This is a genomic window from Nocardia sp. CC227C, from assembly GCF_030767025.1.
In the GTDB taxonomy this organism is placed as follows: Bacteria; Actinomycetota; Actinomycetes; order Mycobacteriales; family Mycobacteriaceae; genus Nocardia.
On sequence record NZ_JASITE010000017.1, the window covers coordinates 23,838 to 47,429 of the forward strand.

The 23,592-nt window shown below is 68.3% G+C and carries 25 protein-coding genes; 17 read left to right on the forward strand and 8 right to left on the reverse strand.

The window, feature by feature from the left end:
* Positions 1-202 precede the first annotated feature (202 nt).
* The 5 genes from QMO76_RS28530 (at position 203) to QMO76_RS28550 (ending at position 5,569) form a co-directional block, all read left to right on the forward strand.
* Positions 203-2,866 carry a replicative DNA helicase gene (locus QMO76_RS28530; RefSeq protein WP_306364433.1) on the forward strand — a complete coding sequence of 888 codons (2,664 nt, stop codon included), beginning with the start codon at positions 203-205 and terminating at the stop codon, positions 2,864-2,866.
* 80 nt (positions 2,867-2,946) lie between these two features.
* On the forward strand, positions 2,947-4,137 hold the full coding sequence (locus tag QMO76_RS28535; RefSeq protein WP_306364549.1) for an NAD(P)/FAD-dependent oxidoreductase: 1,191 nt from the start codon (positions 2,947-2,949) through the stop codon (positions 4,135-4,137).
* Positions 4,134-5,051 (forward strand): RNA polymerase sigma factor SigJ, encoded by a 918-nt coding sequence (gene sigJ / locus QMO76_RS28540; RefSeq protein WP_306364434.1) that lies wholly within the window; start codon positions 4,134-4,136, stop codon positions 5,049-5,051. The genes QMO76_RS28535 and sigJ overlap by 4 nt, the downstream gene beginning before the upstream one ends.
* Positions 5,052-5,107: 56 nt before the next feature.
* On the forward strand, positions 5,108-5,281 hold the full coding sequence (locus QMO76_RS28545; RefSeq protein ID WP_306364435.1) for a hypothetical protein: 174 nt from the start codon (positions 5,108-5,110) through the stop codon (positions 5,279-5,281).
* 90 nt (positions 5,282-5,371) lie between these two features.
* The gene (locus QMO76_RS28550) at positions 5,372-5,569 is read left to right on the forward strand and encodes a hypothetical protein (RefSeq protein WP_306364436.1); all 198 of its coding nucleotides are present in this window, start codon (positions 5,372-5,374) and stop codon (positions 5,567-5,569) included.
* Positions 5,570-5,625: 56 nt separating this feature from the next.
* On the opposite strand, the gene QMO76_RS28555 is transcribed toward QMO76_RS28550, so the two are convergent.
* The gene (locus QMO76_RS28555) at positions 5,626-6,036 is read right to left on the reverse strand and encodes a RidA family protein (RefSeq protein ID WP_306364437.1); all 411 of its coding nucleotides are present in this window, start codon (positions 6,034-6,036) and stop codon (positions 5,626-5,628) included.
* 78 nt (positions 6,037-6,114) lie between these two features.
* On the opposite strand from QMO76_RS28555, the gene QMO76_RS28560 reads away from it, so the two are divergent.
* The 3 genes from QMO76_RS28560 to QMO76_RS28570 all read left to right on the forward strand — a co-directional run bounded on the left by QMO76_RS28560 (position 6,115) and on the right by QMO76_RS28570 (position 8,311).
* The gene (locus tag QMO76_RS28560; RefSeq protein WP_306364438.1) at positions 6,115-6,525 is read left to right on the forward strand and encodes a helix-turn-helix domain-containing protein; all 411 of its coding nucleotides are present in this window, start codon (positions 6,115-6,117) and stop codon (positions 6,523-6,525) included.
* A gap of 393 nt (positions 6,526-6,918) precedes the next feature.
* The gene (locus QMO76_RS28565) at positions 6,919-7,341 is read left to right on the forward strand and encodes an Hsp20/alpha crystallin family protein (RefSeq protein WP_306364439.1); all 423 of its coding nucleotides are present in this window, start codon (positions 6,919-6,921) and stop codon (positions 7,339-7,341) included.
* 622 nt (positions 7,342-7,963) lie between these two features.
* On the forward strand, positions 7,964-8,311 hold the full coding sequence (locus tag QMO76_RS28570) for a DUF1330 domain-containing protein (RefSeq protein ID WP_306364440.1): 348 nt from the start codon (positions 7,964-7,966) through the stop codon (positions 8,309-8,311).
* Positions 8,312-8,405: 94 nt separating this feature from the next.
* Here the strand turns inward: QMO76_RS28570 and QMO76_RS28575 are convergent, their stop codons facing one another.
* Entirely contained in the window at positions 8,406-8,612 is a 207-nt protein-coding gene (locus QMO76_RS28575; RefSeq protein ID WP_306364441.1) for a CsbD family protein, read from the reverse strand.
* Positions 8,613-8,777: 165 nt separating this feature from the next.
* Here QMO76_RS28575 and QMO76_RS28580 point away from each other — a divergent pair, with 165 nt between their 5' ends.
* The 9 genes from QMO76_RS28580 to QMO76_RS28620 all read left to right on the forward strand — a co-directional run bounded on the left by QMO76_RS28580 (position 8,778) and on the right by QMO76_RS28620 (position 12,855).
* Complete coding sequence (locus QMO76_RS28580; RefSeq protein WP_306364442.1) at positions 8,778-9,344, forward strand: RNA polymerase sigma factor; 567 nt, start codon at positions 8,778-8,780, stop codon at positions 9,342-9,344.
* Positions 9,335-9,928 (forward strand): Asp23/Gls24 family envelope stress response protein, encoded by a 594-nt coding sequence (locus tag QMO76_RS28585; protein ID WP_306364443.1) that lies wholly within the window; start codon positions 9,335-9,337, stop codon positions 9,926-9,928. The genes QMO76_RS28580 and QMO76_RS28585 overlap by 10 nt, the downstream gene beginning before the upstream one ends.
* The gene (locus QMO76_RS28590; protein ID WP_306364444.1) at positions 9,925-10,296 is read left to right on the forward strand and encodes an Asp23/Gls24 family envelope stress response protein; all 372 of its coding nucleotides are present in this window, start codon (positions 9,925-9,927) and stop codon (positions 10,294-10,296) included. Before QMO76_RS28585 ends, QMO76_RS28590 begins: the two co-directional genes overlap by 4 nt.
* Positions 10,293-10,610, forward strand: a complete 318-nt coding sequence (locus QMO76_RS28595) for a hypothetical protein (RefSeq protein WP_306364445.1) — start codon at positions 10,293-10,295, stop codon at positions 10,608-10,610. Before QMO76_RS28590 ends, QMO76_RS28595 begins: the two co-directional genes overlap by 4 nt.
* 97 nt (positions 10,611-10,707) lie before the next feature.
* Positions 10,708-11,196 (forward strand): Asp23/Gls24 family envelope stress response protein, encoded by a 489-nt coding sequence (locus tag QMO76_RS28600; protein ID WP_306364446.1) that lies wholly within the window; start codon positions 10,708-10,710, stop codon positions 11,194-11,196.
* A gap of 30 nt (positions 11,197-11,226) precedes the next feature.
* Entirely contained in the window at positions 11,227-11,415 is a 189-nt protein-coding gene (locus QMO76_RS28605) for a hypothetical protein (protein ID WP_306364447.1), read from the forward strand.
* Positions 11,412-11,753 carry an Asp23/Gls24 family envelope stress response protein gene (locus tag QMO76_RS28610; RefSeq protein ID WP_306364448.1) on the forward strand — a complete coding sequence of 114 codons (342 nt, stop codon included), beginning with the start codon at positions 11,412-11,414 and terminating at the stop codon, positions 11,751-11,753. Before QMO76_RS28605 ends, QMO76_RS28610 begins: the two co-directional genes overlap by 4 nt.
* Positions 11,750-12,289 (forward strand): DUF6286 domain-containing protein, encoded by a 540-nt coding sequence (locus tag QMO76_RS28615; protein ID WP_306364449.1) that lies wholly within the window; start codon positions 11,750-11,752, stop codon positions 12,287-12,289. Before QMO76_RS28610 ends, QMO76_RS28615 begins: the two co-directional genes overlap by 4 nt.
* Entirely contained in the window at positions 12,286-12,855 is a 570-nt protein-coding gene (locus QMO76_RS28620; RefSeq protein WP_306364450.1) for an alkaline shock response membrane anchor protein AmaP, read from the forward strand. Before QMO76_RS28615 ends, QMO76_RS28620 begins: the two co-directional genes overlap by 4 nt.
* Before the next feature lie 51 nt (positions 12,856-12,906).
* Here the strand turns inward: QMO76_RS28620 and QMO76_RS28625 are convergent, their stop codons facing one another.
* From QMO76_RS28625 to QMO76_RS28650, 6 genes are all read right to left on the reverse strand, one after another.
* The gene (locus tag QMO76_RS28625; protein ID WP_306364550.1) at positions 12,907-16,296 is read right to left on the reverse strand and encodes a DNA-directed RNA polymerase subunit beta; all 3,390 of its coding nucleotides are present in this window, start codon (positions 16,294-16,296) and stop codon (positions 12,907-12,909) included.
* 222 nt (positions 16,297-16,518) lie between these two features.
* Positions 16,519-19,296, reverse strand: coding sequence for a DUF5682 family protein (locus QMO76_RS28630; RefSeq protein ID WP_306364451.1), 2,778 nt, complete (start codon positions 19,294-19,296; stop codon positions 16,519-16,521).
* Positions 19,293-20,405, reverse strand: a complete 1,113-nt coding sequence (locus QMO76_RS28635; protein WP_306364452.1) for an AAA family ATPase — start codon at positions 20,403-20,405, stop codon at positions 19,293-19,295. Before QMO76_RS28635 ends, QMO76_RS28630 begins: the two co-directional genes overlap by 4 nt.
* A gap of 9 nt (positions 20,406-20,414) precedes the next feature.
* Positions 20,415-21,725, reverse strand: coding sequence for a VWA domain-containing protein (locus QMO76_RS28640; RefSeq protein ID WP_306364453.1), 1,311 nt, complete (start codon positions 21,723-21,725; stop codon positions 20,415-20,417).
* The gene (locus QMO76_RS28645) at positions 21,722-23,101 is read right to left on the reverse strand and encodes a hypothetical protein (protein WP_306364454.1); all 1,380 of its coding nucleotides are present in this window, start codon (positions 23,099-23,101) and stop codon (positions 21,722-21,724) included. The genes QMO76_RS28640 and QMO76_RS28645 overlap by 4 nt, the downstream gene beginning before the upstream one ends.
* Complete coding sequence (locus QMO76_RS28650) at positions 23,101-23,565, reverse strand: hypothetical protein (RefSeq protein ID WP_306364455.1); 465 nt, start codon at positions 23,563-23,565, stop codon at positions 23,101-23,103. Before QMO76_RS28650 ends, QMO76_RS28645 begins: the two co-directional genes overlap by 1 nt.
* Positions 23,566-23,592 lie beyond the last annotated feature (27 nt).

Here is a 23,592-nt window from a genome sequence, read left to right on the forward strand (position 1 = left end):
GTGCCCCCGCGCTCGCCTACGTTCGCTTGGGTGTCGTGCCCGGGGCCCGGCGACGACGTGATCTCACGTATCCGAGCGCTCGGCACCACGAGTTTGCCGACGCGCACTCGCAACGCCGCGAAGCATCCCGAAACATGTCGGTGCGCAGGCGTACAACGAGTCATCGAAGGTGGTTGGAGATGAGAGAGGACGGTCGAGCCTGATGGCAGTCGTCGACGATCGCGGCCACGAGGAGCAGGGCCCGTCCTACGAACCGCCCGGCGAGGATTTCGGCCGCCAGCCCCCGCACGACATGGCCGCGGAGCAGTCCGTCCTCGGCGGCATGCTGCTGTCCAAGGACGCCATCGCCGACGTGGTCGAGGTGATCCGCCCCGGCGACTTCTACCGCCCCGCCCACCAGGCCGTCTACGACGCCATCCTGGACCTGTACGGCCGCGGCGAACCCGCCGACCCCGTCACCGTCTCCGCCGCCCTCGACCGCCGCGGCGAACTCAAGCGCATCGGCGGCCCCCCGTATCTGGTCACCCTGACCCAAACCGTCCCCACCGCCGCCAACGCCGGCTACTACGCCGAGATCGTGGCCGAGAAGGCCATCCTCCGCCGCCTGGTCGAGGCGGGCACCCGCATCGTCCAGTACGGCTACGCGGGCGCCGACGGCCAGGACGTCGCCGAGGTCGTCGACCGCGCCCAGGCCGAGATCTACGAGGTCACCGAACGCCGCTCCACCGAGGACTTCGCCCCCCTGGAGGAAATCCTCCAGCCCACCATGGACGAGCTCGACTCCATCGCCTCCCGCGGCGGCATCTCCCTCGGCGTACCCACCGGCTTCACCGAACTCGACGAGGTCACCAACGGCCTGCATCCGGGACAGATGATCATCGTCGCGGCCCGTCCGGGCGTGGGCAAATCGACCCTGGGCATGGATTTCATGCGTAGTTGCTCGATTCGGCACGGGTTGGCCAGCGTCATCTTCTCGCTCGAAATGAGCCGCACCGAGATCGTCATGCGTCTGTTGTCCGCCGAGGCGAAGATCAAGCTCGGGGATATGCGTTCGGGGCGGATGAGCGATGACGACTGGGCCAAGCTGGCGCGGCGGATGAGTGAGATCTCCGAATCGCCGTTGTTCGTGGATGATTCGCCGAACCTGACCATGATGGAGATCCGCGCCAAGGCGCGGCGGCTGAAGCAGCGGCACGACCTGCGCCTGGTCGTGGTGGACTACCTCCAGCTGATGACCTCCGGCAAGAAGGTCGAATCCCGCCAGCAGGAAGTCTCGGAATTCTCCCGAAGCCTCAAGCTGCTCGCGAAGGAACTCGAGGTTCCGGTGGTCGCGATCTCCCAGCTGAACCGTGGTCCGGAACAGCGAACGGATAAACGGCCGATGGTGTCCGATTTGCGCGAATCGGGCTGTCTCCCGGCATCGACGCGAATCCTGCGGGCAGACACCGGAAGCGAGGTCACGCTGGGTGAACTGCTCTCCAGCGGTGAACAGCCGCTGGTGTGGTCGCTGGACGAGCGCATGCGCATGGTCGCGCGTCCGATGGTGAAGGTGTTCCCCAGCGGGCGCAAAGAGGTCTTCCGTCTGCGGCTCGCCTCCGGCCGCGAGGTCGAGGCGACCGGCAATCACCCGTTCCTGACCGTGGACGGGTGGATCCCTCTGGAGAAGCTCGCTGTCGGCGATCGCTTGGCGACCCCACGCGTCGTTCCCGAACCGGTGCACACCGAGCGCATGCCGGACGCGGAAGTGATCATGCTCGCGCACATGATCGGCGACGGTTCCTGTGTGAAGCGTCAGCCGATCCGATACGCCAGCATCGACGAGGAGAACCTCGCCGCGGTGAGCACCGCCGCGACCCACTTCGGCATCACGCCCGTCCGGGACGAGTACGCCGCCGCGCGGGTGACCACTCTGCGCCTGCCCGCGCCGAACCGCCTCACCCACGGCAAGCGCAACCCGATCGCCGCATGGCTGGACGAATTGGGTCTCTTCGGCCTTCGCAGCTATGAGAAGTTCATCCCCCAGCGCGTTTTCGCACTGCCGAACGATCAGGTCGCACTGTTCATCCGCCACCTATGGGCAACGGATGGCTCGGTGCGATGGGACGTGAAAGGCCGCCAAGCCCGCATCTACTACACCAGCACCAGCCGTCGGCTCATCGACGGCCTCGCGCAGCTGCTGCTCCGCGTGGGGGTCCACGGACGCATCAAGGAGGTTCACAAGCCGGGCTACCGCGCCTGTTGGCACCTCACCATCGACGGCGCGGACAACCAGACGATCTTCCTGAAGAACGTTGGCGTCCACGGTGCCCGGGGAACAGCCGCTGAGGCGGCGCTGCTCGAACTCGAGCCGATGACTCGAAACACCAACGTGGACACCGTGCCCAAGGACGTATGGAGCAAGGTTCGAACCCTCCTCGCCACCAAGGAGATTTCCCACCGTGAGTTCCAGGCCGCCCTAGGCTCCCGCTACTGCGGTTCAGCCCTCTGGAAGCACGCCCCGAGTCGCTCTCGCCTCGCCCGCGTCGCCGCCGTCCTCGACGACGCCGATATCGAGATGTTCGCGACGAACGACGTCTTCTGGGACCGCATCGTCGAGATCACCAGCCTCGGCGAGCAGGACGTCTACGACGGCACCGTTCCCGGCACACACAACTTCGTGGCCCAGGGGATCGCCGTCCACAACAGCCTCGAGCAGGACGCCGACATGGTCATCCTGCTGCATCGCCCCGACGCCTTCGAACGAGACGATCCGCGCGGCGGCGAGGCGGACCTCATTCTCGGCAAGCACCGAAACGGTCCTACCGCGACCATCACCGTCGCGCACCAGCTGCATCTGAGCCGGTTCGTGGATATGGCGCGCGGCTGACGCTTTCCTCCGGTAGGTCCTCGAAAGTGATGCGCGTCACATCGTGTTACGTCCGGAGGGGTCCGCGGTGTCTCGAGGGCATGACTGAAAACAGCAACACCGTCAAGGTCGTCGTCATTGGCGGCGGGTACGCCGGCACTGTGGCGGCCAACCGTCTGCGGCAGCGCGCCGACATCGATATCACCCTGATCAATCCGCGGCCGCATCTGGTCGAGCGAATTCGGCTGCACCAGTATGTGGCCGGTACCAGCGAGGCTGTCGTGGACTATGGCAGCCTGCTCGGTGACGGCGTGCGGCTTGTCATCGACAGCGTCGACCGCATCGACACGGCCGCGCGCACCGTGGCTCTGGCATCCGGTGGTGAACTGGGCTACGACTACCTGATCTACGCGGTCGGCAGCACCGCGACGATCCCCGCGTCGGTGCCCGGCGCGGTCGAGTTCGCCTACCCCATCGGGGAATGGGAACACGCGCAGCGTCTGCGTGCAGCGCTCGACGAGCTGCCCCATGATGCGCCGATCACCGTCGTCGGCGCAGGGCCTACCGGCATTGAAACCGCCGCCGAACTGGCCGAACAAGGTCGCGTGGTGACACTCGTGTGTGGTGCGCAGCTGGCCCCGACCTTCTTGGAACCGGCTCGGCGGTCGGTGGCCAAGTGGCTGACCAAGCGAGGCGTCGCGGTATTGGAGAACGCGCATGTGGGCGAGGTCTGGCCGGAACGGGTCGTGTTGACCGACGGCACGGTGCTGCCCGGCCCGGTCGCGATCTGGACCGCCGGATTCGGCGTGCCGGGGCTGGCTGCCGACAGCGGGCTCCGAACCGACGACGCCGGGCGGCTCCTCACCGACGAGACACTGACCAGCATCGACGACGACCGGGTCATCGCCGCAGGCGACTGCGCGGCCCCGTCCGGTCAGCCCTTGCGGATGAGCTGCCAGGCTGCGGGACCGCTCGGCGCCCAAGCCGCCGACACCGTGCTGGCCCGGCTCTCCGGTGCTCGGCCCGCCACTATCGACATCGGCTTCGTCGGCACCGGGATCAGCCTGGGGCGGCGTGCCGCGACTGTGCAGTTCACCCGCCGTGACGACACCGCCCGCAACTTCTACCTCGGTGGTCGACTGGGCGCATCGATCAAAGAGGCGGTGTGCAAGGGCACCGTGTCGGGAATCAGCAAGGAAGCCCGCAAACCCGGATCATTCCCGATGGTCAAGGGGCTCGGCGATCGACCTGCACAGCCGGTGAGCGCACCCGCTAAGGTGCCGAACCTGTGAACAGCACCGACGAGCACACCGAGCGATTCACCTGTTTGCGGCCACTGCTGTTCACGATCGCCTACGAGATCCTCGGGTCCTCCACCGAAGCCGACGACGTATTGCAGGACAGCTACCTGCGATGGGCCGACGTGGACCCGACCACGGTCCGTGACACCAAAGCGTATCTGGCGCAACTGGTGACCCGCCAAGCGCTCAACACGCTCCGGGCCGGTGCGCGGCGCCGCGAGGACTACGTCGGGCCGTGGCTGCCCGAGCCGCTGCTGGTCACCGAGAGTGACGGACTGACCGATGTCGTGCTCGCCGAATCGGTGTCGATGGGCATGCTGGTACTGCTGGAGACTCTGAACCCCGACGAGCGCGCGGTCTTCGTCCTGCACGAAGTCTTCGACTTCGACTACAGCGACATCGCTGCGGCGGTCGGTAAATCCGTGGCCGCGGTGCGCCAGATGGCGCACCGCGCCCGCTCCCACGTCCACGCACGACGACCTCGATTCGCCCCCGTCGACACCGCCAGAACCACCGAACTCACCGAACGGTTCATGACGGCGGCCAGCACCGGCGACATGGACGCCATGCTGTCGATTCTCGCCCCCGATGCCACCTGGACCACCGACAGCGGCGGCAAGGTATCGGCGGCGGCGCTGCGGGCATCGGGCGCCCAGCAGGTGGCCGAGATCCTCATCGGAGTCTTCCGCACGGCCCACCGGATCTCGAACGTGCGAGTCGAACTGGTGACCTTCAACCAGGCGCCCGCGATCGCCATCTTCCGCGGCGACCGTCTAGAGGCCGTCTCCGTACTCGAGATCATCGACGGCAAGATCAGCAACTTCTACGGAATCCGCAACCCCGACAAACTCGCCTCCCTCGAAACCCCGCGCACCATCAGCCGCAGCGACCTGCATTCGCACTGACAGTTACACCATCAGGACGCCGACGACGATGCCGCGAACGGCATCAGGAGAAACTCATGAACCTCGCCCTTCGGATTGTTGCCGGGCTGCTGGCAGCCGCCCTTCTGGTCAGCTCCGCAAAGATCATCATTCCCCGCGAGAAGATGGCCGCCATGCGGGGACTGAGAATCTACATCGGTTTCGCGGGGAATCGAGACCAGGACGCTGACCACCTCGCGCGGAAACCGTAAATGCCTCGTGCGCAATGGAATCGGGTAGGTTCGAGAGGTCGGCCGGGTTGTGTTTCCGGCCGCCGTTTCCCCTTACGCAAGGAGTTTCAGATGCGCGCATTGCGCGGAATCCTCGTCGGCGCTGTCATCGGCGCCGCGACCCTGGTCGGTGCCGGCGCCGCTACCGCGGCCCCGCTGTCGCTCGAACCACACGCTCCGGCACCGACCGAACAGATCGCCGACAGTTGCACCGGCGTGATCCACCCGCTCGCTCGGCTGGGTTGCGTGATCAGCAGCCTGTCCGGCTAGGCACACCGCGGCCGGTTGCCGGGAACCGGCCGCACCCGCTGTCGGTGGACGCGGGGTCAGTCGAGCACGGCGTATGCCTCGACCTCGACGAGTACGTCGGGTTCGAAGAGATAGTCGACGCCGATGGCCGAGACGGGCGGCAGCGGCCGGGGGATGCCGAGCTCGTCGGTGACACGTTCGATGCCCGCGATGAACTCGTCGTACTTGTCGGGAGTCCATCCGGTCACGAAGAAGCGGAGGCGGACCACGTCGGCGAAGGTCGCCCCGGCTCCGGCCAGGCCGCGAGCGGTGTTGCGCAGGGCCTGCACCAGCTGTCCGGCCAGGTCGCCGGGGGCTATCGGATTGCCTTCGGCGTCGCGGGCGATCTGGCCCGCGACATGGATGTGACGCGATCCGGTGGCGACCGAGACATGGTGGTACGGAACGGGTGTGAACATGCCGGGCGGGGTGAGCAGTTGCACTGTCACGGGTGATCCCTTCGCTGTCGGAGTAGGTATCTGATGTCTACCTGGTACTCGAAGGGAACTTCAACGAGACTAGGTGTCATGCTGGAAACCTCCCCCTCCGGTGCGGACGCCCCGCAGCTCACCGCGCAGCACCGTGAGCTGCTCGATCAGATGCTCGACAAGTGGTCGCTGCAAATCCTGGACGCCCTCTGCGGAAATTCACTGCGCTTCAACGAACTTCGCCGCGCCATCCCGGTGGTGACGCAGAAGTCGCTCACCACCGCCCTGCGCCGCCTGGAGCGCAACGGCATGGTCGAGCGCGTGGTGATCGGCACGCGCCCGGTCGCGGTGGAATACCGCATCACACCGCTGGGAAAGTCATTGCAGAGTCTCATCGACGCACTGCTGCACTGGGCCACCGTCACCCTGCCCGATGTCGAACGCGCCCGCGCCCGCTTCGACGCCGACGTGCCGACCGAGCACGAACCGCCGGGCAGCGCTGGGCCGTAGCAGGAAAACGCGAGCGCGGCATATCGATTCATGGAAATCCGGACGATTTCCGGCGGTTTCGGCGGACCAGGTCACCGGTTCGTCGTCGACGATGTCGTACGCCTGCCCCGCGCGGCCGTGCTCCGGAGCGGCGACCGTCGCGGCCGCGGCGTCGTCGCAGCACCGCGGGGCGCTCTGCTGGGCCGGAGCTGGCCGGACGTGTCGCGCGGGAGTCGGCGACCGTGGCCGCACGGCCGCCGGGCCCGCCGACCCCGTTCACCCGCATCGATCCGCCCGGGGGCGCACTCCGAGCCTTGCACTCTCGGTGAGAGAGTGCTAAAAATATCTCTGTCATCAGACACAGATTATCTAACCCAATGAGTATGGGATTGGAGTGAGTGGGAGGTGGCGACCATGCTGATGCGCACGGATCCGTTCCGCGATCTGGACCGGTGGACGCAGCAGGTGCTCGGTACCGCGGCACGTCCGGCGGCGATGCCGATGGACGCCTGGCGCGACGGGGACGAGTTCCTGGTGGAGTTGGACCTGCCGGGTATCGACCCGGACTCGGTGGATCTGGATGTCGAACGCAATGTGGTCACGGTGCGGGCGTCGCGCCCGGAACTGGACTCGGACAGATCGATGATCGCCGCGGAGCGTCCGCGCGGGGTGTTCAGCCGCCAGCTGTTCCTCGGCGAGAGCCTCGACACCGACCGGATTCGCGCCGACTACCGAGACGGTGTGCTGCGGCTGGCCATTCCGGTCGCCGAACAGGCCAAGCCTCGCAAGATCGAGATCACGCACCACAACGGCGAGCGGCAGGCGATCAACGCCTGACCGTTGCCGCCGCACCGGCACCCGTCGATACCGGTGCGAGGTGGCTCGATGACCTCGACGAACGACTGCTCGCGCTCGATCCAGACATCGAGGAGCTGTTCGCCGACGTCGAGGAGATCCTGCGGTCGGCGGCCGCCCGCGTGACCGGTCCCCGACGAGCGCGACCGCCACGTCGACGGCCCGCCACCGCGGCGATCCCGGCCCCGGCCGGACCATCGACGCCGCGCGGGCGACGACCATCCCCACCGGAGCCCACCCAGCGCGGCCCTCCGTACCGCCGCGGGCGCGACCGCGGCCCGCACGCGGCTCCGGTGAGCGAGAAAGCGAGGTGATGCCCGTTTCCGACCGTCCATACCGCCATCCGCGGTCCGGCGAGACGCAGGCCTGCTCCACGGCACCGATCCAGGCACCCGCGGCGATCGGGGAAGGTCCCGTCGACACTGGAGTGCACTGCCCGCGCGGGCACCGCGGGCCACTGCTCGCCGAGACCGCGGCCACGGCACCGATACACGGGCGGCAGCGCCCGGCCGTAGGCGCTGCCATTACCCGAAAGGTAATCGCGTCCAAACCCTTCCGCGTGCCACGATCGCTGGGACGAACATGATCGACCGGAGGGATCCCCATGACCGCCTACGTGATCGCCCATCTGCGCGATGCCGCTCCGCACCCGGATATCGCCGAGTACATCGAGCGGCTGCCCGGGACCTTCGCGGAGTACGGGGGGCGCTACCTCGTGCATATGAAAGAGCACGAGGTGAAGGAGGGGACCTGGCCGGGGAATGTGGTGATGATCGGGTTCCCGGGGATCGAGCAGGCGCGGGCGTGGTGGGATTCGCCCGCGTATCGGGAGATCGCGCCGCTGCGATCGCGGCATATCGAGGGGGACATCATCATGGTGGAGGGGGTGCCCGCGGATTACACGCCGACCGCGGCGGTGCGCGCCCTCCGGGAGAGCCTGGCGGGCGGGTAGCCCGGCCGCGCCCGGCCGCCGGAACCGCCACCGGCCCACGCATCGAGCCCCGCCCGATCGGGCGGGGCTCGATGCTGTTCACCGGGTCGCGGGGTTACTTCCCCAGCGTCCCCTTCACCTTGTCCACGACGTCGCCGACGGCATCCTTGATGTCCTCGGCGGCGTCCTTCAGGCCGGCGGAGAGCTGGTCGGCCTTGCCCTCGCCGCGCAGTTCGTCGTCCCCGGTCACGTCACCGGCGGTTTCCTTGGCCTTGCCGGTGAGGTCCTCGGCCTTGTTGCTGATCTTGTCACTCAGAGACATCGAAACCTCCGTATCGAGTGTTTGTGCCCGGATTCAGGCACCGATATGAGGACACTGGAGAGCACGGAAACTCACTCGGCCGAGGCTGAGACAACGGTCACGGATACTGGAGCGTGACGTTTTCGAGATAGCCGTGTCCTGATTGGTGAACGGTGAGGAGGCGTGGTGACCCCGACGGATGCGGCACATGCGGCAGAACTCGACGATGCCACCCTGGTGAGTCGGGCGCGGGACGGCGATGTTCGTGCATACGAACAGTTGGTCCTGCGCTATCAGGGGCCCATGTTCCGGTTGGCGGCGAAGATGCTGGCGGACCGGAGCGAGGCCGAGGATGTCGTGCAGGAGGTCTTCCTGACGGCGTGGCGACGGATCGGTCAGCTACACGACGATGCCGCGTTCGCGGGGTGGCTGTATCGGGCGACCACGAACCGGTGCCTGAATGCGCTGCGGGCCCGTCAGCCCGCGGCGGACGTGGATCCGGACAGCACCGTGTCACCACGGCACGACATCCGACCCGAGCACGCGGTGCAAGTGAACAGCCAATTGGAGGCGCTGACGGCAGCCCTGCAGCAACTGACCCCGGAGCAACGGGCGTGCTGGCTGCTGCGGGAGGTGCACGGCCGCTCGTACGAGGAGATCGGCGACATCGTCGGTGCGAACGTCACGGCGGTACGCGGGCGCATCGCCCGGGCCCGGGTGCAATTGGCGGAGGTGATGAAGGCATGGCGATGACGGATGTAACCGATACCGACGAGGACTATCTGCTGCCCTGTGGGCGCGGTATGGAACAGGTGTGGCGGCGGCTCGACGCCGTGCAGTCGGGCAACGCGGACGCCCACGAGGCGCGCTGTGCGGACTGCCGGGCGGCACGGGACAGCCTGCTGGCGCTGCGCGAGGCCACCCAGGAGCTGATCGACGAACCGGAACCGACACCGCCGGACCTGTTCGGCCGCATCATGTTCGCGGTGCGCGCGGAGGTGCGGCGCGGACAGACGCTGGAGCTGCCCACCGACCTGCCGGGCAGGGTGGAGGTCAGCGAGCAGGCGGTCGCGGTGGTTATCCGCTACGCCGCCGACAGCGTTCCGGGTGTGCGGGCGCGCCGCTGCCGCATGCGCAGCGTCGGCACCGGACCCGACGGCGCGAATATCGTGCGGGTCACCCTGTCCATCGCGGTGCGCATGCGCGGCGGCAGCCTGGAAGGCATCGTGCCGCTGGTGCGCCAGCGAGTGGCGGCGGCCGTCTCGGCGCGGGCGGGGCTGCTGCTCGGCCGCCTGGATGTCACCGTCGACGACGTCTACCAGGAGCGGGACCGATGACGGTGGACGCGGAACTCGTCGTCTCGGACGCGGTGGTGGCCGCGGTGGCCGCGCGCGCCGCCGCCTCGGTGCCGGGGGTGGCGCGGCTGGAGCCCGGCCTGCGCGGCCTGGTGGTGGGCTGGGCGCGCCTGGGCAAGCAGCTGTTGATCGGCCAGGAGTCGGCGGCCGCGGAGGGGGTGCGCGTGCAGCGCACGGCCATCGGCGGTCTCGCCGTCCAGGTGGACCTGTCGCTGGGGGCCGAAAGTCGTGCCGCGGCCGTGGGCGCCGCGGTGCAGCGGGCGGTGGTCGACGCCGTCCGGGAGCAGACCGGAGTCACCGTCGACGAGGTGTCGGTGACCATTCTCGATATCGAACCGGGGGCGCTGTGACCGCTGCGGCGGAGTTGGTGGAGTCGATCGTCGAGGCGATCGAGGCGACGGACGGGTTGCGCCCCGTCGCGCCGTTCGGTCTCGACGCGGTAGCCTGGCTGCCCCGCGGCGGCCGGGCCTATGCGGTCGATCTGACGAAGGAGGTCGTCGAAATCCGGGTGGCGGCAACCGCTTTGCCGCTGCGCCCGCTGGTGGAGCGGCTGTCCACCGCGGTGACAGCCCTGCTGAAGGACACCGCCTGGGCCGAGGCGAACATCCGCGTGGTGGTCGCCGAGCTCGATGCCGCCGCCTTCGGCGACGAAACGGTTACCTAGATCACGGACATCGGGCGTGAGTTCGGCGGACTCCCGGTGTCGAACCAGTACGGACACTTTTGTTCCGCTGCACGACAACAAAATTCAGGAGGAAGACATGACCGGAACCAGCACCGAGAAGTCGACCGGCAAGACCGCCGCCGATGGACAGATCACGGCCGTTCGCAACAAATCGGCGAATGATGATGCGCTGGTGACCGATCAGGGCACCACCACCATCGGCGACATCGTGGTGCAGAAGATCGCCGGACTCGCCGCCCGCGAGGTGCGCGGCGTCCACGCGCTGGGTGGCGGTGCGGCCCGCGCGTTCGGCGCGATCCGGGACCGGATTCCGGGCGCGTCGGCCAGTGTGGGCCAGGGTGTCTCGGTGGAGGTCGGCGAGAAGCAGGCCGCCGTCGATCTGGAGTTGGTGGTCGAATACGGCGTATCCATCGCGGAACTGGCGCGTGCGGTGCGCCGCAATGTCATCACCGCCATCGAGCAGATGACCGGCCTCGAGGTCGTCGAGGTGAATATCAACGTCAACGACGTCTACATCCCCGGCGACGACGATGACGAGTCGCCCGCATCCAATCGCGTGCAGTAATCCCATCCGCCCGCAGCTGAGGAGACGCAGATGAACGCCACGACGATCAGTCTCGCTGTCGGTATCGCGCTCGGATTCGCCATGGCCTTCGGCGGATTCGGCGCGTTCGCCATCGTATTGGTGTTCGCCGGGCTGGGCCTGCTGGTCGGCCGCTGGCTCGACGGCGAGATCGATCTGGCCGGCCTGATCCGGTCGGCACAGGATCGGAGCCGGCGGTGACCGCCGCGGTCGCGCTCGATCTGCCCGGCACCACCACCGTTTCCGAGCGCGCCGTGCGCCGCCTGGCGGCACACGCGGCCACCGAGGTGGACGGGGTGGGGTCGCGGGTCGGCGTGGACGCCGATGTCACCGCCGATGCCGCCGCCCTGCGGGTGCGCCTGCCGGTGCGGTATCCGCTGCCGGTGGCCCGGGTCGCCGAGTCCTGCCGTACGCACCTGATCGCGCGGGTCGGCGAACTCGCGGGCCTGACGGTCACCGGCGTGGATATCGAGATCTCCGCCATGGAGGTCGAAACAGCCGCTCCCGCTGTCGAATCCGCGCGCCGGAGGGTGCGGTGATCCGGCGGCCGCGGCGAGTGGGCACGGCGGTGGTGGTGGCGCTGGCACTGCTGGCGCTGTCCGTCGCCGTCATCGTGTCGCTCGTCCAGCGGCTCACCGGCACCGGGGAGATCCTCTCCTACGACAGCGTCGCCACCCGGCTGCACGACACCGAATGGGGTGATGTCGTGGTGCTGGCCGTGGGCGCGACGGCGGCGGTGGTCGGGCTGGCGCTCATCGCACTGGCCGCGATTCCCGGCCGCGCGGTGGTACTGCCGCTGCGCACCGTGGACGGCAGCGACGCGGGAATCGAGCGCCGCAGCCTGCGCACCGCACTGCACCGTTCCGCCGCCGGGGTGCCGGGGATCGAGAAGGCGCGGATCAAGGTGCGCGGCAAGGGGGTGCGCGTATCCGCGGCCTCGGACCGCGTGGATATCAGCGAGCTGCCCGATACCGTGCACGCGGCCTTGGCCGACACCCTCGATCGCATTTCCCCGCGGCATCCCACGCGGGTGCGCGCCCGGTTGCGCCCCGCCCGGACCGGAGGTTCCCGATGATCACCGTCAACCGCCCGGCTCGCCTCAATCGGTCGCTCATCGCCCTGGTCGGCGTGCTGCTGCTGGCCGCGGGCGGCTATCTGATCGCGGCCCAGCGCGGCTGGGTCGGCTGGGTGGACCGCTCGCAGCCGCTCACACCCGGCGCCGCCGAACCGCCGACCTGGGTGTTCTACGCGGTCGTCGCGGGCGCCGCGGTGCTGGCGCTGCTGTGTCTGCGCTGGCTGGTGGCGCAGCTGTTCCGCCTGCCGCCGACGGTGACATGGCAGCTGGCGGACGCGAATTCGACCGGTCGGACCACGCTGTCCTCGGCCACGGCGGCGCGGGCGGTGGCCGAGGACATCGAATCCTTCGACACCGTGGATTCGGCCACCGCGTGGCTGTCCGGGCCGGGCCGGGCACCGGAGCTGCACTTGGTGGTCACCGCCACGCCGGAGGCCGACCTCACCGAGCTGCGGCGGCGCATACTCGGCGAGGCCGTGGTCCGGCTGCGGGAGGCGCTGGAGGTGGGCGTGATACCGGTGACCATGGAACTGCGCCTGACCGACGACGAGGCCCGCGTGCGCTGACGTATCGGGTGCCGGTGGGCCGCGCCACGGATTCCGGGCGCGGCCCGCCGCTCAGCCCGGCAGATCGGTGATCGAGGCCGACTCGTTGCGCGACAGCGTGATTCCGAGACTGGCCGCGGTGCGGTCGATCTCGTCGTCGTCACCGGAGTGCATGGCGATGGCGGCGCCGTCGGAGGACAGCACCTCCACGTTCAGGCACAGCGACTGGAGTTCCTTGAGCAGCACCTTGAACGACTCCGGCACGCCGGGCTCGGGGATGTTGTCGCCCTTGACGATCGCCTCGTAGACCTTCACGCGGCCCACGACGTCGTCGGACTTGATGGTGAGCAGTTCCTGCAGCGTGTAGGCCGCGCCGTAGGCCTGCATGGCCCAACATTCCATCTCACCGAAGCGCTGACCACCGAACTGCGCCTTACCGCCCAGCGGCTGCTGGGTGATCATCGAGTACGGGCCGGTCGAACGCGCGTGGATCTTGTCGTCCACCAGGTGGTGCAGCTTCAGGATGTACATGTAGCCCACCGCCACGGGATGCGGGAACGGCTCACCGGAGCGGCCGTCGAACAGCGTCGCCTTGCCGTCCGGTCCGACCACGGCGTCGCCGTCGCGGTTGGGCCGGGTCGAGGCGAGCAGTCCGGCGAGTTCGTCCTCGCGCACACCGTCGAAGACCGGGGTCGCGAGCGTGGTGTCCGGATCCGCCGACAGCAGTTCCTCGGGCAGGCGCCGCGCCCAGTCGGGCCGGGTGCCGTCGACGGCCCGGATGTTCCAGCCCGCCTTGCCCACCCAGCCGAGATGCGTCTCGAAGATCTGGCCGATGTTCATCCGACGCGGCACACCGTGGGTATTGAGGATGATGTCCACCGGCGTGCCATCGGGCAGGAACGGCATGTCCTCGACGGGCAGAATCTTGCCGATCACACCCTTGTTACCGTGCCGACCCGCGAGCTTGTCACCATCCTGGATCTTGCGCTTCTGCGCCACATACACCCGCACCAACTCGTTGACACCCGGCGGCAGATCATCATCGTCATCACGGGAGAACACCCGCACACCGATGACCTTGCCCGACTCACCATGGGGCACCTTGAGCGACGTGTCACGCACCTCACGCGCCTTCTCACCGAAGATCGCACGTAGCAACCGCTCCTCCGGCGTCAACTCGGTCTCACCCTTCGGGGTCACCTTGCCCACCAGAATGTCACCGTCACGCACCTCGGCACCGATCCGCACGATACCCCGCTCGTCCAGATCCGCGAGGACCTCGTCGGAGACGTTGGGGATATCGCGGGTGATCTCCTCGGCACCGAGCTTGGTGTCGCGAGCGTCGATCTCGTGCTCCTCGATATGGATCGAGGTCAGCACGTCCTCTTCCACGAGACGCTGCGACAGGATGATCGCGTCCTCGTAGTTGTGGCCCTCCCACGGCATGATCGCCACCAACAGGTTCTTACCCAGGGCCATCTCACCGTTCTCGGTGCACGGACCATCGGCGAGCACATGCCCGGCCTCCACCCGCTGACCCTCGTCCACGATCGGACGCTGATTCGCGCAGGTGCCCTGGTTGGAGCGCTCGAACTTCCGCAACCGGTACGAGCGACGAGTCCCGTCATCGTGCATCACGGTGACGAAATCAGCCGAAACCTCCTCCACCACACCGGCTTTATCGGCGAGGATGACGTCGCCGGAGTCGATCGCCGCCCGCGCCTCCATACCGGTGCCCACCAGCGGGGCCTCCGAACGCAGCAGCGGCACGGCCTGCTTCTGCATGTTCGCGCCCATGAGGGCGCGGTTGGCGTCGTCGTGCTCGAGGAACGGAATCATGGCGGTCGCCACCGACACCATCTGGCGCGGCGACACATCCATGTAGTCGACCTCGGCGGTGTCGACCAGTTCGACCTCGGAGTTCTTCCGCCGCACCACGACTCGATCGGCGAGGAAGCGCCCGTCCGCGTCGAGTCGTTCATTGGCCTGCGCGACGACGTGCCGATCCTCCCGGTCGGCGGTCAGGTAGTCGACCTCGTCGGTCACCCTGCCGTTCACCACTTTTCGGTACGGCGTTTCGATGAAGCCGAACGGGTTCACCCGCGCGTACACCGAGAGATAGCCCATCAGACCGATATTGGGCCCCTCGGGCGTCTCGATCGGGCACATGCGGCCGTAGTGGCTGTAGTGCACGTCGCGGACCTCGAGACTGGCGCGGTCACGGGACAGGCCGCCCGGACCCAGCGCCGACAGCCGACGTTTGTGGGTCAGGCTGGCGAGCGGATTGCGGTGGTCCAGGAACTGCGACATCTGCGAGGTGCCGAAGAACTCCCGGAGACCGGCCACGACGGGGCGGATGTTGATCAGGGACTGCGGCGTGATGGCCTCGACGTCCTGGGTGGTCATGCGCTCACGCACGACGCGCTCCATGCGCGACAGGCCGACGCGGAACTGGTTCTGAATCAGCTCGCCGACGGTGCGCAGGCGGCGGTTGCCGAAGTGGTCGATATCGTCGACCTCGACCGGCACCTCCACGCCGCCCGGTCCGGTCATGACCTTGTCGCCCCGGTGCAGTCGCAGCAGATACTCGATGATCGCGGCGATATCGACGTCGGTGAGCACCCCCGGGCCCCGGTCCGAGTCGGCGCGGATGCCGAGCTTCTTGTCCACCTTGTAGCGGCCGACCCGGGCCAGGTCGTAGCGCTTCTCCCGAAAGAACAGGTTCTCCAGCAAGTTCTGCGCGGACTCCTTGGTCGGCGGCTCGCCCGGACGCAGTTTGCGGTGGATGTCGAGCAGCGCCTCGTCCGTGCCCGCCATGCCGTCCTTCGCCAGCGAGGTCATCATGATCTCGGCGAAGCCGAACCGTTCCTCGATGCGCTCGCTGGTCCACCCGAGGGCTTTGAGCAGCACGGTCACCGGCTGCCGGCGCTTGCGGTCGATGCGCACGCCGACGGTGTCGCGCTTGTCCACGTCGAACTCCAGCCACGCGCCGCGCGAGGGGATGACCCGGACGCTGTGCAGCGTCTTCTCGCTCGTCTTGTCGATGGTCTCGTCGAAGTAGACACCGGGGGATCGGACCAGCTGCGAGATGACGACGCGTTCGGTGCCGTTGATGACGAACGTGCCCTGGTCGGTCATCAGCGGAAAATCGCCCATGAACACGGTCTGGGACTTGATCTCTCCGGTGCTGTTGTTGATGAACTCCGCGGTCACGAACAGCGGCGCCGCGTAGGTCATATCCTTGTCTTTGCATTCCTCGACGGAGGTCTTGACCTCCTCGAAGCGTGGCTCGGAGAGCGTCAGCGACATTGTCGCTGCGAAGTCCTCGATCGGGCTGATCTCCTCGAGTACCTCCGCTAAACCACTCGTGACCAGCCACTCGAATGAATCGGTCTGGATACCCAACAGATCCGGAACCGCCAGCGGCTCACGGATTTCGGCGAACGATACTCGACTCGACATTACATCCCCACAGTCGTTCGGTTTTCGAGATCTGGACGGTTCTTCCCCGGAAACGAAGTCCAAAATTACACCCGAAAACGACGAATGTCGAGGGCACGAACAAATAGACATCCGAATTATCGGCGTCTTTCCCATTTCAATATTTACAGTGGCGGCGGCGATTCGTCAAGTAATCGGCGACATGCGCCGGGGCCCGGTCCGGGGGACCGGACCCCCGGCGGGTCAGCCGATTCCGAGGTCGGCGGCCAGCGCCGCCGCCGTCGCCGGATACCGGTCGAGCAGGTCGGTGACCGCGGTATCGGTGGCCGCCGACGGCTCCTGCCAGACCGGATCGTGGCCGAACAACGCCGCCAGCGCATCGCACGCGGCCGGATGCGCCGCGAGCAGGTCGGTGGCGGGGCCGCGGGGGGCGGAGGCCGCGGACGTCGGCGCGGCGGCCGTCTCGGACCACGGTGGCACCCAGCTGTCCACCGCGGGCAGCGCGCCCGGGAAGGTGCGGCCCGCCTCCCGGACCAGCGCGGGCACCACCTCGCCCACCTGTTTGCGCAGCGTGGTGATGAGGGTGGGCAGCCACGGCAGCAGCACCCGATCGGGCAGCCGACCGAAGGCTTTCGACAGCAGTTCCACCACAAAGGGTTTCAGCGCCGGAGCCGGATCGATGGCATGCACGAAACCGGTGAGATAGCGCGGGAAGGACGGCAGCACCAGGGGATTGACCAACATGTCGTCGCAGCGCTCGCGCAGTTCGGCCAGCGGCAGCAACCCGAGTTGGAAACGCGCGGCCCACAGCAGCGCCACCTTGTCGGGAGCCTCCGGATGCGATTGCAGCACGGCCAGTTCCAGCTGGGTGTGGTCGCAGCCCAGCGACAGGGCGAGGCTTTCCATCCCGAACAGGAAGCCGAGCATGGCGGCCACCTGACCCGCGCCGGTGTCGTCCGCGGCGAAGGCCGTCGGCAGCAGCGTGCAGTAGTGCGCGTACCCCGCGGTCACGAACCGCTCGCACCACTCCGGCAGCCCGTCACCGGATGAGCGGAAGTGGTTGAGCAGCAGCCGAATACGGCGCAGCACGGCGGGTGCGTCGTCCACCGTGCGCTCGGCGGCGAGCAGTTCCACCGCGCGGGAGCCGATCTCGTCGGCCAGCCGCGCCGAGCCCAGATACACCAGCGCGTCCTCGACCGCGGCCAGGGCCGCGGCGGCCGTGGCGTCGGGGTCGTCGACCGCCCGGCGCAGGCGCTGTTCGAAGACCTGCTCGACCGTGACGCCCTCGTAGCCGAGTTCCACCAGGGAGCGCTGATACTTGCCGAGCCCCAGATCCCAGCTCTCCTGAATGGCCTGCTCGCCCAGACCGCGCGAGCCCATGATGGGCCGGACGGCGTCGGCGGGAATCAGCTTGCGCAGTAGCCACAGCAGATCCGAGCACGGCCGCAGGTGCGGGTCGGTGCGCAGGTCCAGCAGCGCCCGTTGCAGGGTGCGCTTGGACAGGTCCAGGCCCAGCGGCGCCAGCCGGTCCAGCACATCGCGGGCCAGCGGCGGCAGTGCCGAGTAGCCGACCTGACCGATCCGGTCCCCGCCGAGCAGGATCTCGCACAGCCGCCGCACATCGCGGCGGCCGGGCACGGTGTCCTTCTCGATGCAGGTGATGGCGGCGTCCTGGAAGTCGTACGGCGTCGGACGCGTCCGATTGCGCAGGCCCGCCAGCAGCATCGAGTGTTCGAAGATGGCGATGGCGTCGGCGGTGCTGGCCAGATAACCATTGCGGCGCGCCAGCCGGACGATGTCGACCGACCACTCCAGCAGTTCGGATTCGTCCAGCGGATCCAGGGCCGGTGCGCTGGTCAGGAAGCCGGACAGGTGATCCGCCACGGCCGCGGCGGGTTTCGCGGCGGGCAGCGGCTTCCGCACGGCCCGACCCCGCGCCCCCGGCTGCCCGGCCAGCCGGAACGCCTGCGTCTTGGCACGCCGCAGGCCCTTCGCCCAGGTGGCGGCGGCGATGGAGACCGCGCCACCGGCCAGCCCGAACTGCTCCTCGATGGCGGAGTGGCTGGACGGGATGAGCCCGTAATGCCAGGTGGTGGCGGTGCGCGGGGAAATCTCGTAGGGCGCGGTGGAATCCAGCCCGAACTGCTCCACCCGGCTGGCGGCATGGGCCGCGCCGCAGATGTACAGCGCGCGTTCGGGCTCGGCTCCGGTGGCGGCGAGGTGTTCGCGCATGCGCGTCCACATGTACCGCTCGCGGTCCTCGTCCACCTCGGTGCTGCCGCGCCGCAGCCGCCGGAACAGGCTGCCGATCATCACCATGACCTGCCGGTAGGTGTCGTAGTCGGCGTCGGCCAGCGGCTGTTCGACGTACTGGTCCCACCACTCCGACCAGTGCCGCACCTTGCCGTGGTGCAGCAGGTACTGCTCGAGTTCCGCGAAACGCGGTCGCATATCGCCGATCTCGATGCCGACGGCTTCGCCGTGCAGGCCGCCGTCGGCCGCCGGTGCGTCGGCGGATTCGTCCTCGCGCGGCGACCATTGGAAGACGTGATCGGTGGAGCGGTCCACCAGCACCAGTTCGACGCCCGGGGTCTCGAGCGCGTAGGCGATGGCCTGATACTCGGCCGACGATTCGGTGATGGGGGCGACGATCGAGAGCGGGGCCCAGGAAGCCGGGAAGCCGTCCACCGCACTCGCGAACGCCTGCAGCGCCACCGGCAGGCGGCAGTTGCGCAGCTCGTCCAGCAGCGGCCGCAGGTCCTCGCACAGCTCCATGTAGATGACGGTGGGCTGCTTCTCGCGCAGGCGGCGCACCATGGCCAGTCCGGAGGCGGGCGAGTGGTGGCAGACCGGGAAGATCTCCAGCCGCTCCGACAGTGCCCGGTCGACATCGTCGACCATGCCCGCCAGGATGTCGCCCGCCGCACCGGGATCACCGGCGAACGCGGCGGCCGCATCCGCCAACTGGTCTCGCAGTGTGGCGAACAGCGATGTGGTAGTGCGGATCTCGGATGCGGTCACGACAGCCTCGCGATCGCCGCGCGGCCGCCCTCGAGGAACTCGCCCCAGGCTCCACCCTGATCCTTGCTGCGCGGCTCGACCACGCCGTGCAGGTACTTGTTCAGAATGGCGAGGTCCTCCGGCGCCCGCCGCGCCAGCGAACCGACCAGCGACCCGGCGAGGGTTTCAGCACGCAGTTCCCGCTCGCCGAAGAACTGGCTGTGCAGAATGGCGTCCTCGAGCACGCCGATCTGCTCCGCGGTCGACAGCGCCGATTCCAGCTTGTCGTCGTCGCTGGTGGCCGCCGCGGCGGCGGCGCGCAGGTCGGCGAAGCTCTCCAGCAGGATATCCAGCAGCGTCGGCGGCAACTCCAGCTCGATCCGGTGGCGGCGCAACAGCTCCTGGGTGCGGAACCGGACGATCTCGGCCTCGCTGCGTTTGTTCGACACCACCGGAATCCGCACGAAATTGAAGCGCCGCTTGAGCGCCGAGGACAGGTCGTTCACGCCGCGATCACGACTGTTGGCGGTGGCGATGATGGAGAAACCGGGCTGGGCGAACACCACATTGTCGTCGTCGAGTTCGGGAATCGAGACGTACTTCTCCGACAGGATGGAGATGAGCGCGTCCTGCACATCGCTGGTGGAGCGGGTCAGCTCCTCGAAGCGGCCGATCACGCCCTGCTCCATGGCGGTCATGATGGGCGAGGGGATCATGGATTCACGCGACTGACCCTTGGCGATGACCATGGAGATATTCCACGAGTACTTGATGTGGTCCTCGGTGGTGCCCGCGGTGCCCTGCACCACCAGGGTGGAGTTGCGGCTGATGGCCGCGGACAGCAGTTCGGCCAGCCAGCTCTTGCCGGTGCCCGGATCGCCGATGAGCAGCAGCCCGCGGTCCGAGGCCAGGGTGACGATGCTGCGTTCGACGAAACTCCGGTCGCCGAACCACTTCTGCTCCACGGTGCGGTCCAGGCCGTCGGCGCGTTCGGAGCCGAGAATGAACAGCCGCACCATCTTCGGGCTCAGTCGCCAGGCGAAGGGCTTGGGGCCGTCGTCGATGGACTCCAGCCAGTCGAGTTCTTCGGCGTACTTGACTTCGGCGGGAGCGCGCAGGACTTCGGACATGGGGGTCTCCTAGTCGAGAAAGTTCTTGAGTTCGTTGACGAGTTTTTGAATGCGTCCCGAAATCACCGGGGTGCCGAGGGTTTTGAACCTTTCGCGGAACCACGGGTTGACGCTCTGCTGGCCGGAGCTGTTGACCGATCCCACCGGGATGAGTTTCACGCCGGAGCGGTGCACCGCCGCCATGCTCTCGAACAGCGGTTGCGATCGGTCGAATTCGTAGAAGTCCGAAATCCACACCAGCACGGTGTTCTTCGGATCGGCGATCTTGGGCTGCGCCATGGCCATGGCGACCGGGCCGTCGTTGCCGCCGCCGAGATTGGTGCGCAACAGCACCTCGAACGGATCGTGCACCCACGGGGTGAGATCCAGCGCCCGGGTGTCGTAGGCGATGAGGTGCACGTCCACCTTGGGCAGACCGGCGAAGATGGATGCCAGGATGGTGCAGTTGACCATGGAGTCGGTCATGGAACCCGACTGGTCGACCACCACGATCATGCGGGCGGGCACGGTGCGTTTCGCGGTCGGCTTGTAGAACAGCCGGTCCACGTAGAGGCGCTCGTCGCGCGGATTCCAGTTGGGCAGGTTCTTCCAGATGGTGCGGTCGATGTCCAGATTGCGCAGGATGCGCTTGGGCGGCACCGACCGGTCGACGGTGCCCGCGCTGCTCTGCCGCACCTGGGTGCGCAGCACCTCCGCGACCTCGTCCACGTACCGCCGGATCAGGGCCTTGGCATTGGCCAGCGCGACGCCGGACAGATTGTGCTTGTCCCGCAACAGCTGTTCGACCAGCGACATGCTCGGGGTCAGCTGGGCGGCCAGCTTCGGGTCGGCCAGCACCTCGCGCAGCCGCATCCGGGACACCAGATCGCCCTCCAGTTCGGCGAGCACGCCGCGCACCTCCCCGGCGCGCTGTTCGCCGAGGCCGCGGCGCAGCCAGTTGGCGTCGCTCTGCCAGCCGGAAAGCTGGTCCGCGCTCACCGCACCGCAGCCCGTGGCGAAGATGTTCAGCAGGAGCTTGGACACCAGTGCGGCGGAGCGCACATCGGTGTCGCCGATATCCGCCGACTCCTCGGCGGCCTCGGTCTCGACAGCGGTGCGCTCGGCCGTGAGATCGAGCGCCTCGAATTCGGCGGCGAGTTCCGGAAATCGTTGTACGACATTGTCTATGGAGACGCCGGGATCGAGGACCGCCAGCGGCAGCCCGATGTCCTCGACGATGCTCGCGCTCGCGGATTCCAGGGTGGGCTGCGGATCGCCCCCGAAGACGCCCGCCAGCAGCCGCCAGTACAGGATCTGACGGCGAGTCTCATGATCGGTCATTTCCGCAGCAACCGTCCCGCCCGCTCGCGCAGCACCGTCACCGCGTCACCCGACTTCGCCTGTGCCTTGGCCACCTTGGGATCGGTCGGGCCGCACGCCCAGTCGCCGTTGTGCAGGGCCACGACGGTGGACTTGACCTTGCGCCGCACCGCCAGCGGACGCAGGCTCCAGCGCCCGCCGTCCCAGCGCAGCAGGCCGAGGCAGGCGAAGGAGCCCGATACCGCGGCCGGGGTGAGCGGTCCGCTGGCCGGCAACCGGTCCAGTTCGAGCGGTAACCGCAGGCCGTCCAATTCCATTGCGCCGTCCTTGATTCGGTAGCCCTCGAGCAGCACCGGTTCGGCGATGTGCACCGGGTCGCGGTCCAGCGGTTCGGCGGGCGCGGCCAGCGCGTCGGCCAGTTGCACGGTCGCGGTGGCGAAGGGGTCGGCCGGGTCGCCGACGCTGGCCCGGTCGTCCTGCCACACCAGATCGCCGGTCGCGGTGAGCGGCATATCGGTCAGGGTCAGGGCGCGATGTTCGGCCAGTGCGGTGAGCAGGTGCCGGTGTGCGCCCAGCAGCTGCCAGACCGCCGGTCCGACAATGGTGTCCACCTTGGCGGCCGCCACGCTCACCCGCACCGTGCGCGACGGTGCGCCCGAGGTCTCCAGGATGGCGTGCACCTGCGCCTGGACGGCGGTGCCGTGTTCGTGCACGTCCACGCCGAGGGGCAGCAGGCGACCCGAAACGGTCTCCGGCGCGGTGGCTGCCCCGGTTCGCCAGGTCAGCAACAGGGCGCGGGTCCACAGGTCGGCCCAGCGCCGCGCGGGCAGTACGTCCATGGTCGCGATGGGGGCCGAGGCGCTCAGCTCGGCGCTGAGGCCGTCGAGCAGGACGGCCAGCCGACGCTGGCCCGGCTCGGCGAGCAGGCCCTCCACCGTGCGATCGGCCGCCGAGATCAGGTCGTGGTCCACGCCGCGCCAGCCCGCGATGGCCACCTCGCCCAGCCAAGAACGGCAGCCGACAGCCAGCGGATGCGGGTCGGCGGCGGTCACCGCGGACCGCACCCAGTCGAGCCGGGTTCGGCCCAGGGCGGTGTCGAGTCGCTCCAGCAGGGCGTCGTGCACGGCACCGAGCAGGGCGGCGCGTGCCGCCGCCAGTGCGGTCAGCTGATCCTGGCCGATCGACCCGCCTCCGGTCCGGGCGACGGCCTCGGCCACCGGCACCGCCAGTGGCGATCCGGCCACCGCACCCGCCAGCGCCTGGAGCGCGGCGGACTGCCGCTCGTCCACGCGGGCGAAGCCGTCCACCAGCGCGGTGTCGAATCCGGCAACCACCTCGTGGGCGGATGCGATGCCCTCGGGCGTCTCGCCGAGCAGTTCTTCCCAGCGCACCGACATCAGCGGCTCACCCCCACCGCGGGAAACCACTGGAGCTCGGGAATCGGCGTATTGCCGCCCGCCAGTTCCAGATAGGACAGATGCCGCAGGAACCGGCTGAACACGGTGGCGGCCGGGGCCGGATCACGGGTGCCGTCCAGCGCGTCGGCGAGCCGTCCGCCCTCCGGCACCTCCACCCGCAGGTAGCGGGCGACACGCTCCTGTCCGTACTGGAGCACCGCCTCGGTGATGAGCGCGTCCAGGTGTTTGCAGGTCCAGTTGCCGGACAGGCCGCCGCAGGGGCGGTTGTTGTTGGTGCTGCAACTGAATCCGTGCGTCCCGGCCGTCACCGAGGCCACGTACACCCGGGCGATGTCGGAACCGCTGGACACCACCCCCTGGAGCCGCCCCTCCGCCAGTTCGACGAACGGCACCTTCGCCAGCTTGCGCGGCGCGACGGCGGGCAGCACCCGCACTATCGACATGCGTGTCGAATCTTCCTGTGCGGCTTG

Coding starts and splice junctions, on each gene's coding strand:
- QMO76_RS28530 (WP_306364433.1), top strand. CDS start 203: ATGGCAGTCGTCGACGATCGCGGCCACGAGGAGCAGGGCCCGTCCTAC.
- QMO76_RS28535 (WP_306364549.1), top strand. CDS start 2,947: ATGACTGAAAACAGCAACACCGTCAAGGTCGTCGTCATTGGCGGCGGG.
- QMO76_RS28545 (WP_306364435.1), top strand. CDS start 5,108: ATGAACCTCGCCCTTCGGATTGTTGCCGGGCTGCTGGCAGCCGCCCTT.
- QMO76_RS28550 (WP_306364436.1), top strand. CDS start 5,372: ATGCGCGCATTGCGCGGAATCCTCGTCGGCGCTGTCATCGGCGCCGCG.
- QMO76_RS28560 (WP_306364438.1), top strand. CDS start 6,115: ATGCTGGAAACCTCCCCCTCCGGTGCGGACGCCCCGCAGCTCACCGCG.
- QMO76_RS28565 (WP_306364439.1), top strand. CDS start 6,919: ATGCTGATGCGCACGGATCCGTTCCGCGATCTGGACCGGTGGACGCAG.
- QMO76_RS28570 (WP_306364440.1), top strand. CDS start 7,964: ATGACCGCCTACGTGATCGCCCATCTGCGCGATGCCGCTCCGCACCCG.
- QMO76_RS28575 (WP_306364441.1), bottom strand. CDS start 8,612: ATGTCTCTGAGTGACAAGATCAGCAACAAGGCCGAGGACCTCACCGGC.
- QMO76_RS28585 (WP_306364443.1), top strand. CDS start 9,335: ATGGCGATGACGGATGTAACCGATACCGACGAGGACTATCTGCTGCCC.
- QMO76_RS28590 (WP_306364444.1), top strand. CDS start 9,925: ATGACGGTGGACGCGGAACTCGTCGTCTCGGACGCGGTGGTGGCCGCG.
- QMO76_RS28600 (WP_306364446.1), top strand. CDS start 10,708: ATGACCGGAACCAGCACCGAGAAGTCGACCGGCAAGACCGCCGCCGAT.
- QMO76_RS28605 (WP_306364447.1), top strand. CDS start 11,227: ATGAACGCCACGACGATCAGTCTCGCTGTCGGTATCGCGCTCGGATTC.
- QMO76_RS28620 (WP_306364450.1), top strand. CDS start 12,286: ATGATCACCGTCAACCGCCCGGCTCGCCTCAATCGGTCGCTCATCGCC.
- QMO76_RS28625 (WP_306364550.1), bottom strand. CDS start 16,296: ATGTCGAGTCGAGTATCGTTCGCCGAAATCCGTGAGCCGCTGGCGGTT.
- QMO76_RS28635 (WP_306364452.1), bottom strand. CDS start 20,405: ATGTCCGAAGTCCTGCGCGCTCCCGCCGAAGTCAAGTACGCCGAAGAA.
- QMO76_RS28640 (WP_306364453.1), bottom strand. CDS start 21,725: ATGACCGATCATGAGACTCGCCGTCAGATCCTGTACTGGCGGCTGCTG.
- QMO76_RS28645 (WP_306364454.1), bottom strand. CDS start 23,101: ATGTCGGTGCGCTGGGAAGAACTGCTCGGCGAGACGCCCGAGGGCATC.
- QMO76_RS28650 (WP_306364455.1), bottom strand. CDS start 23,565: ATGTCGATAGTGCGGGTGCTGCCCGCCGTCGCGCCGCGCAAGCTGGCG.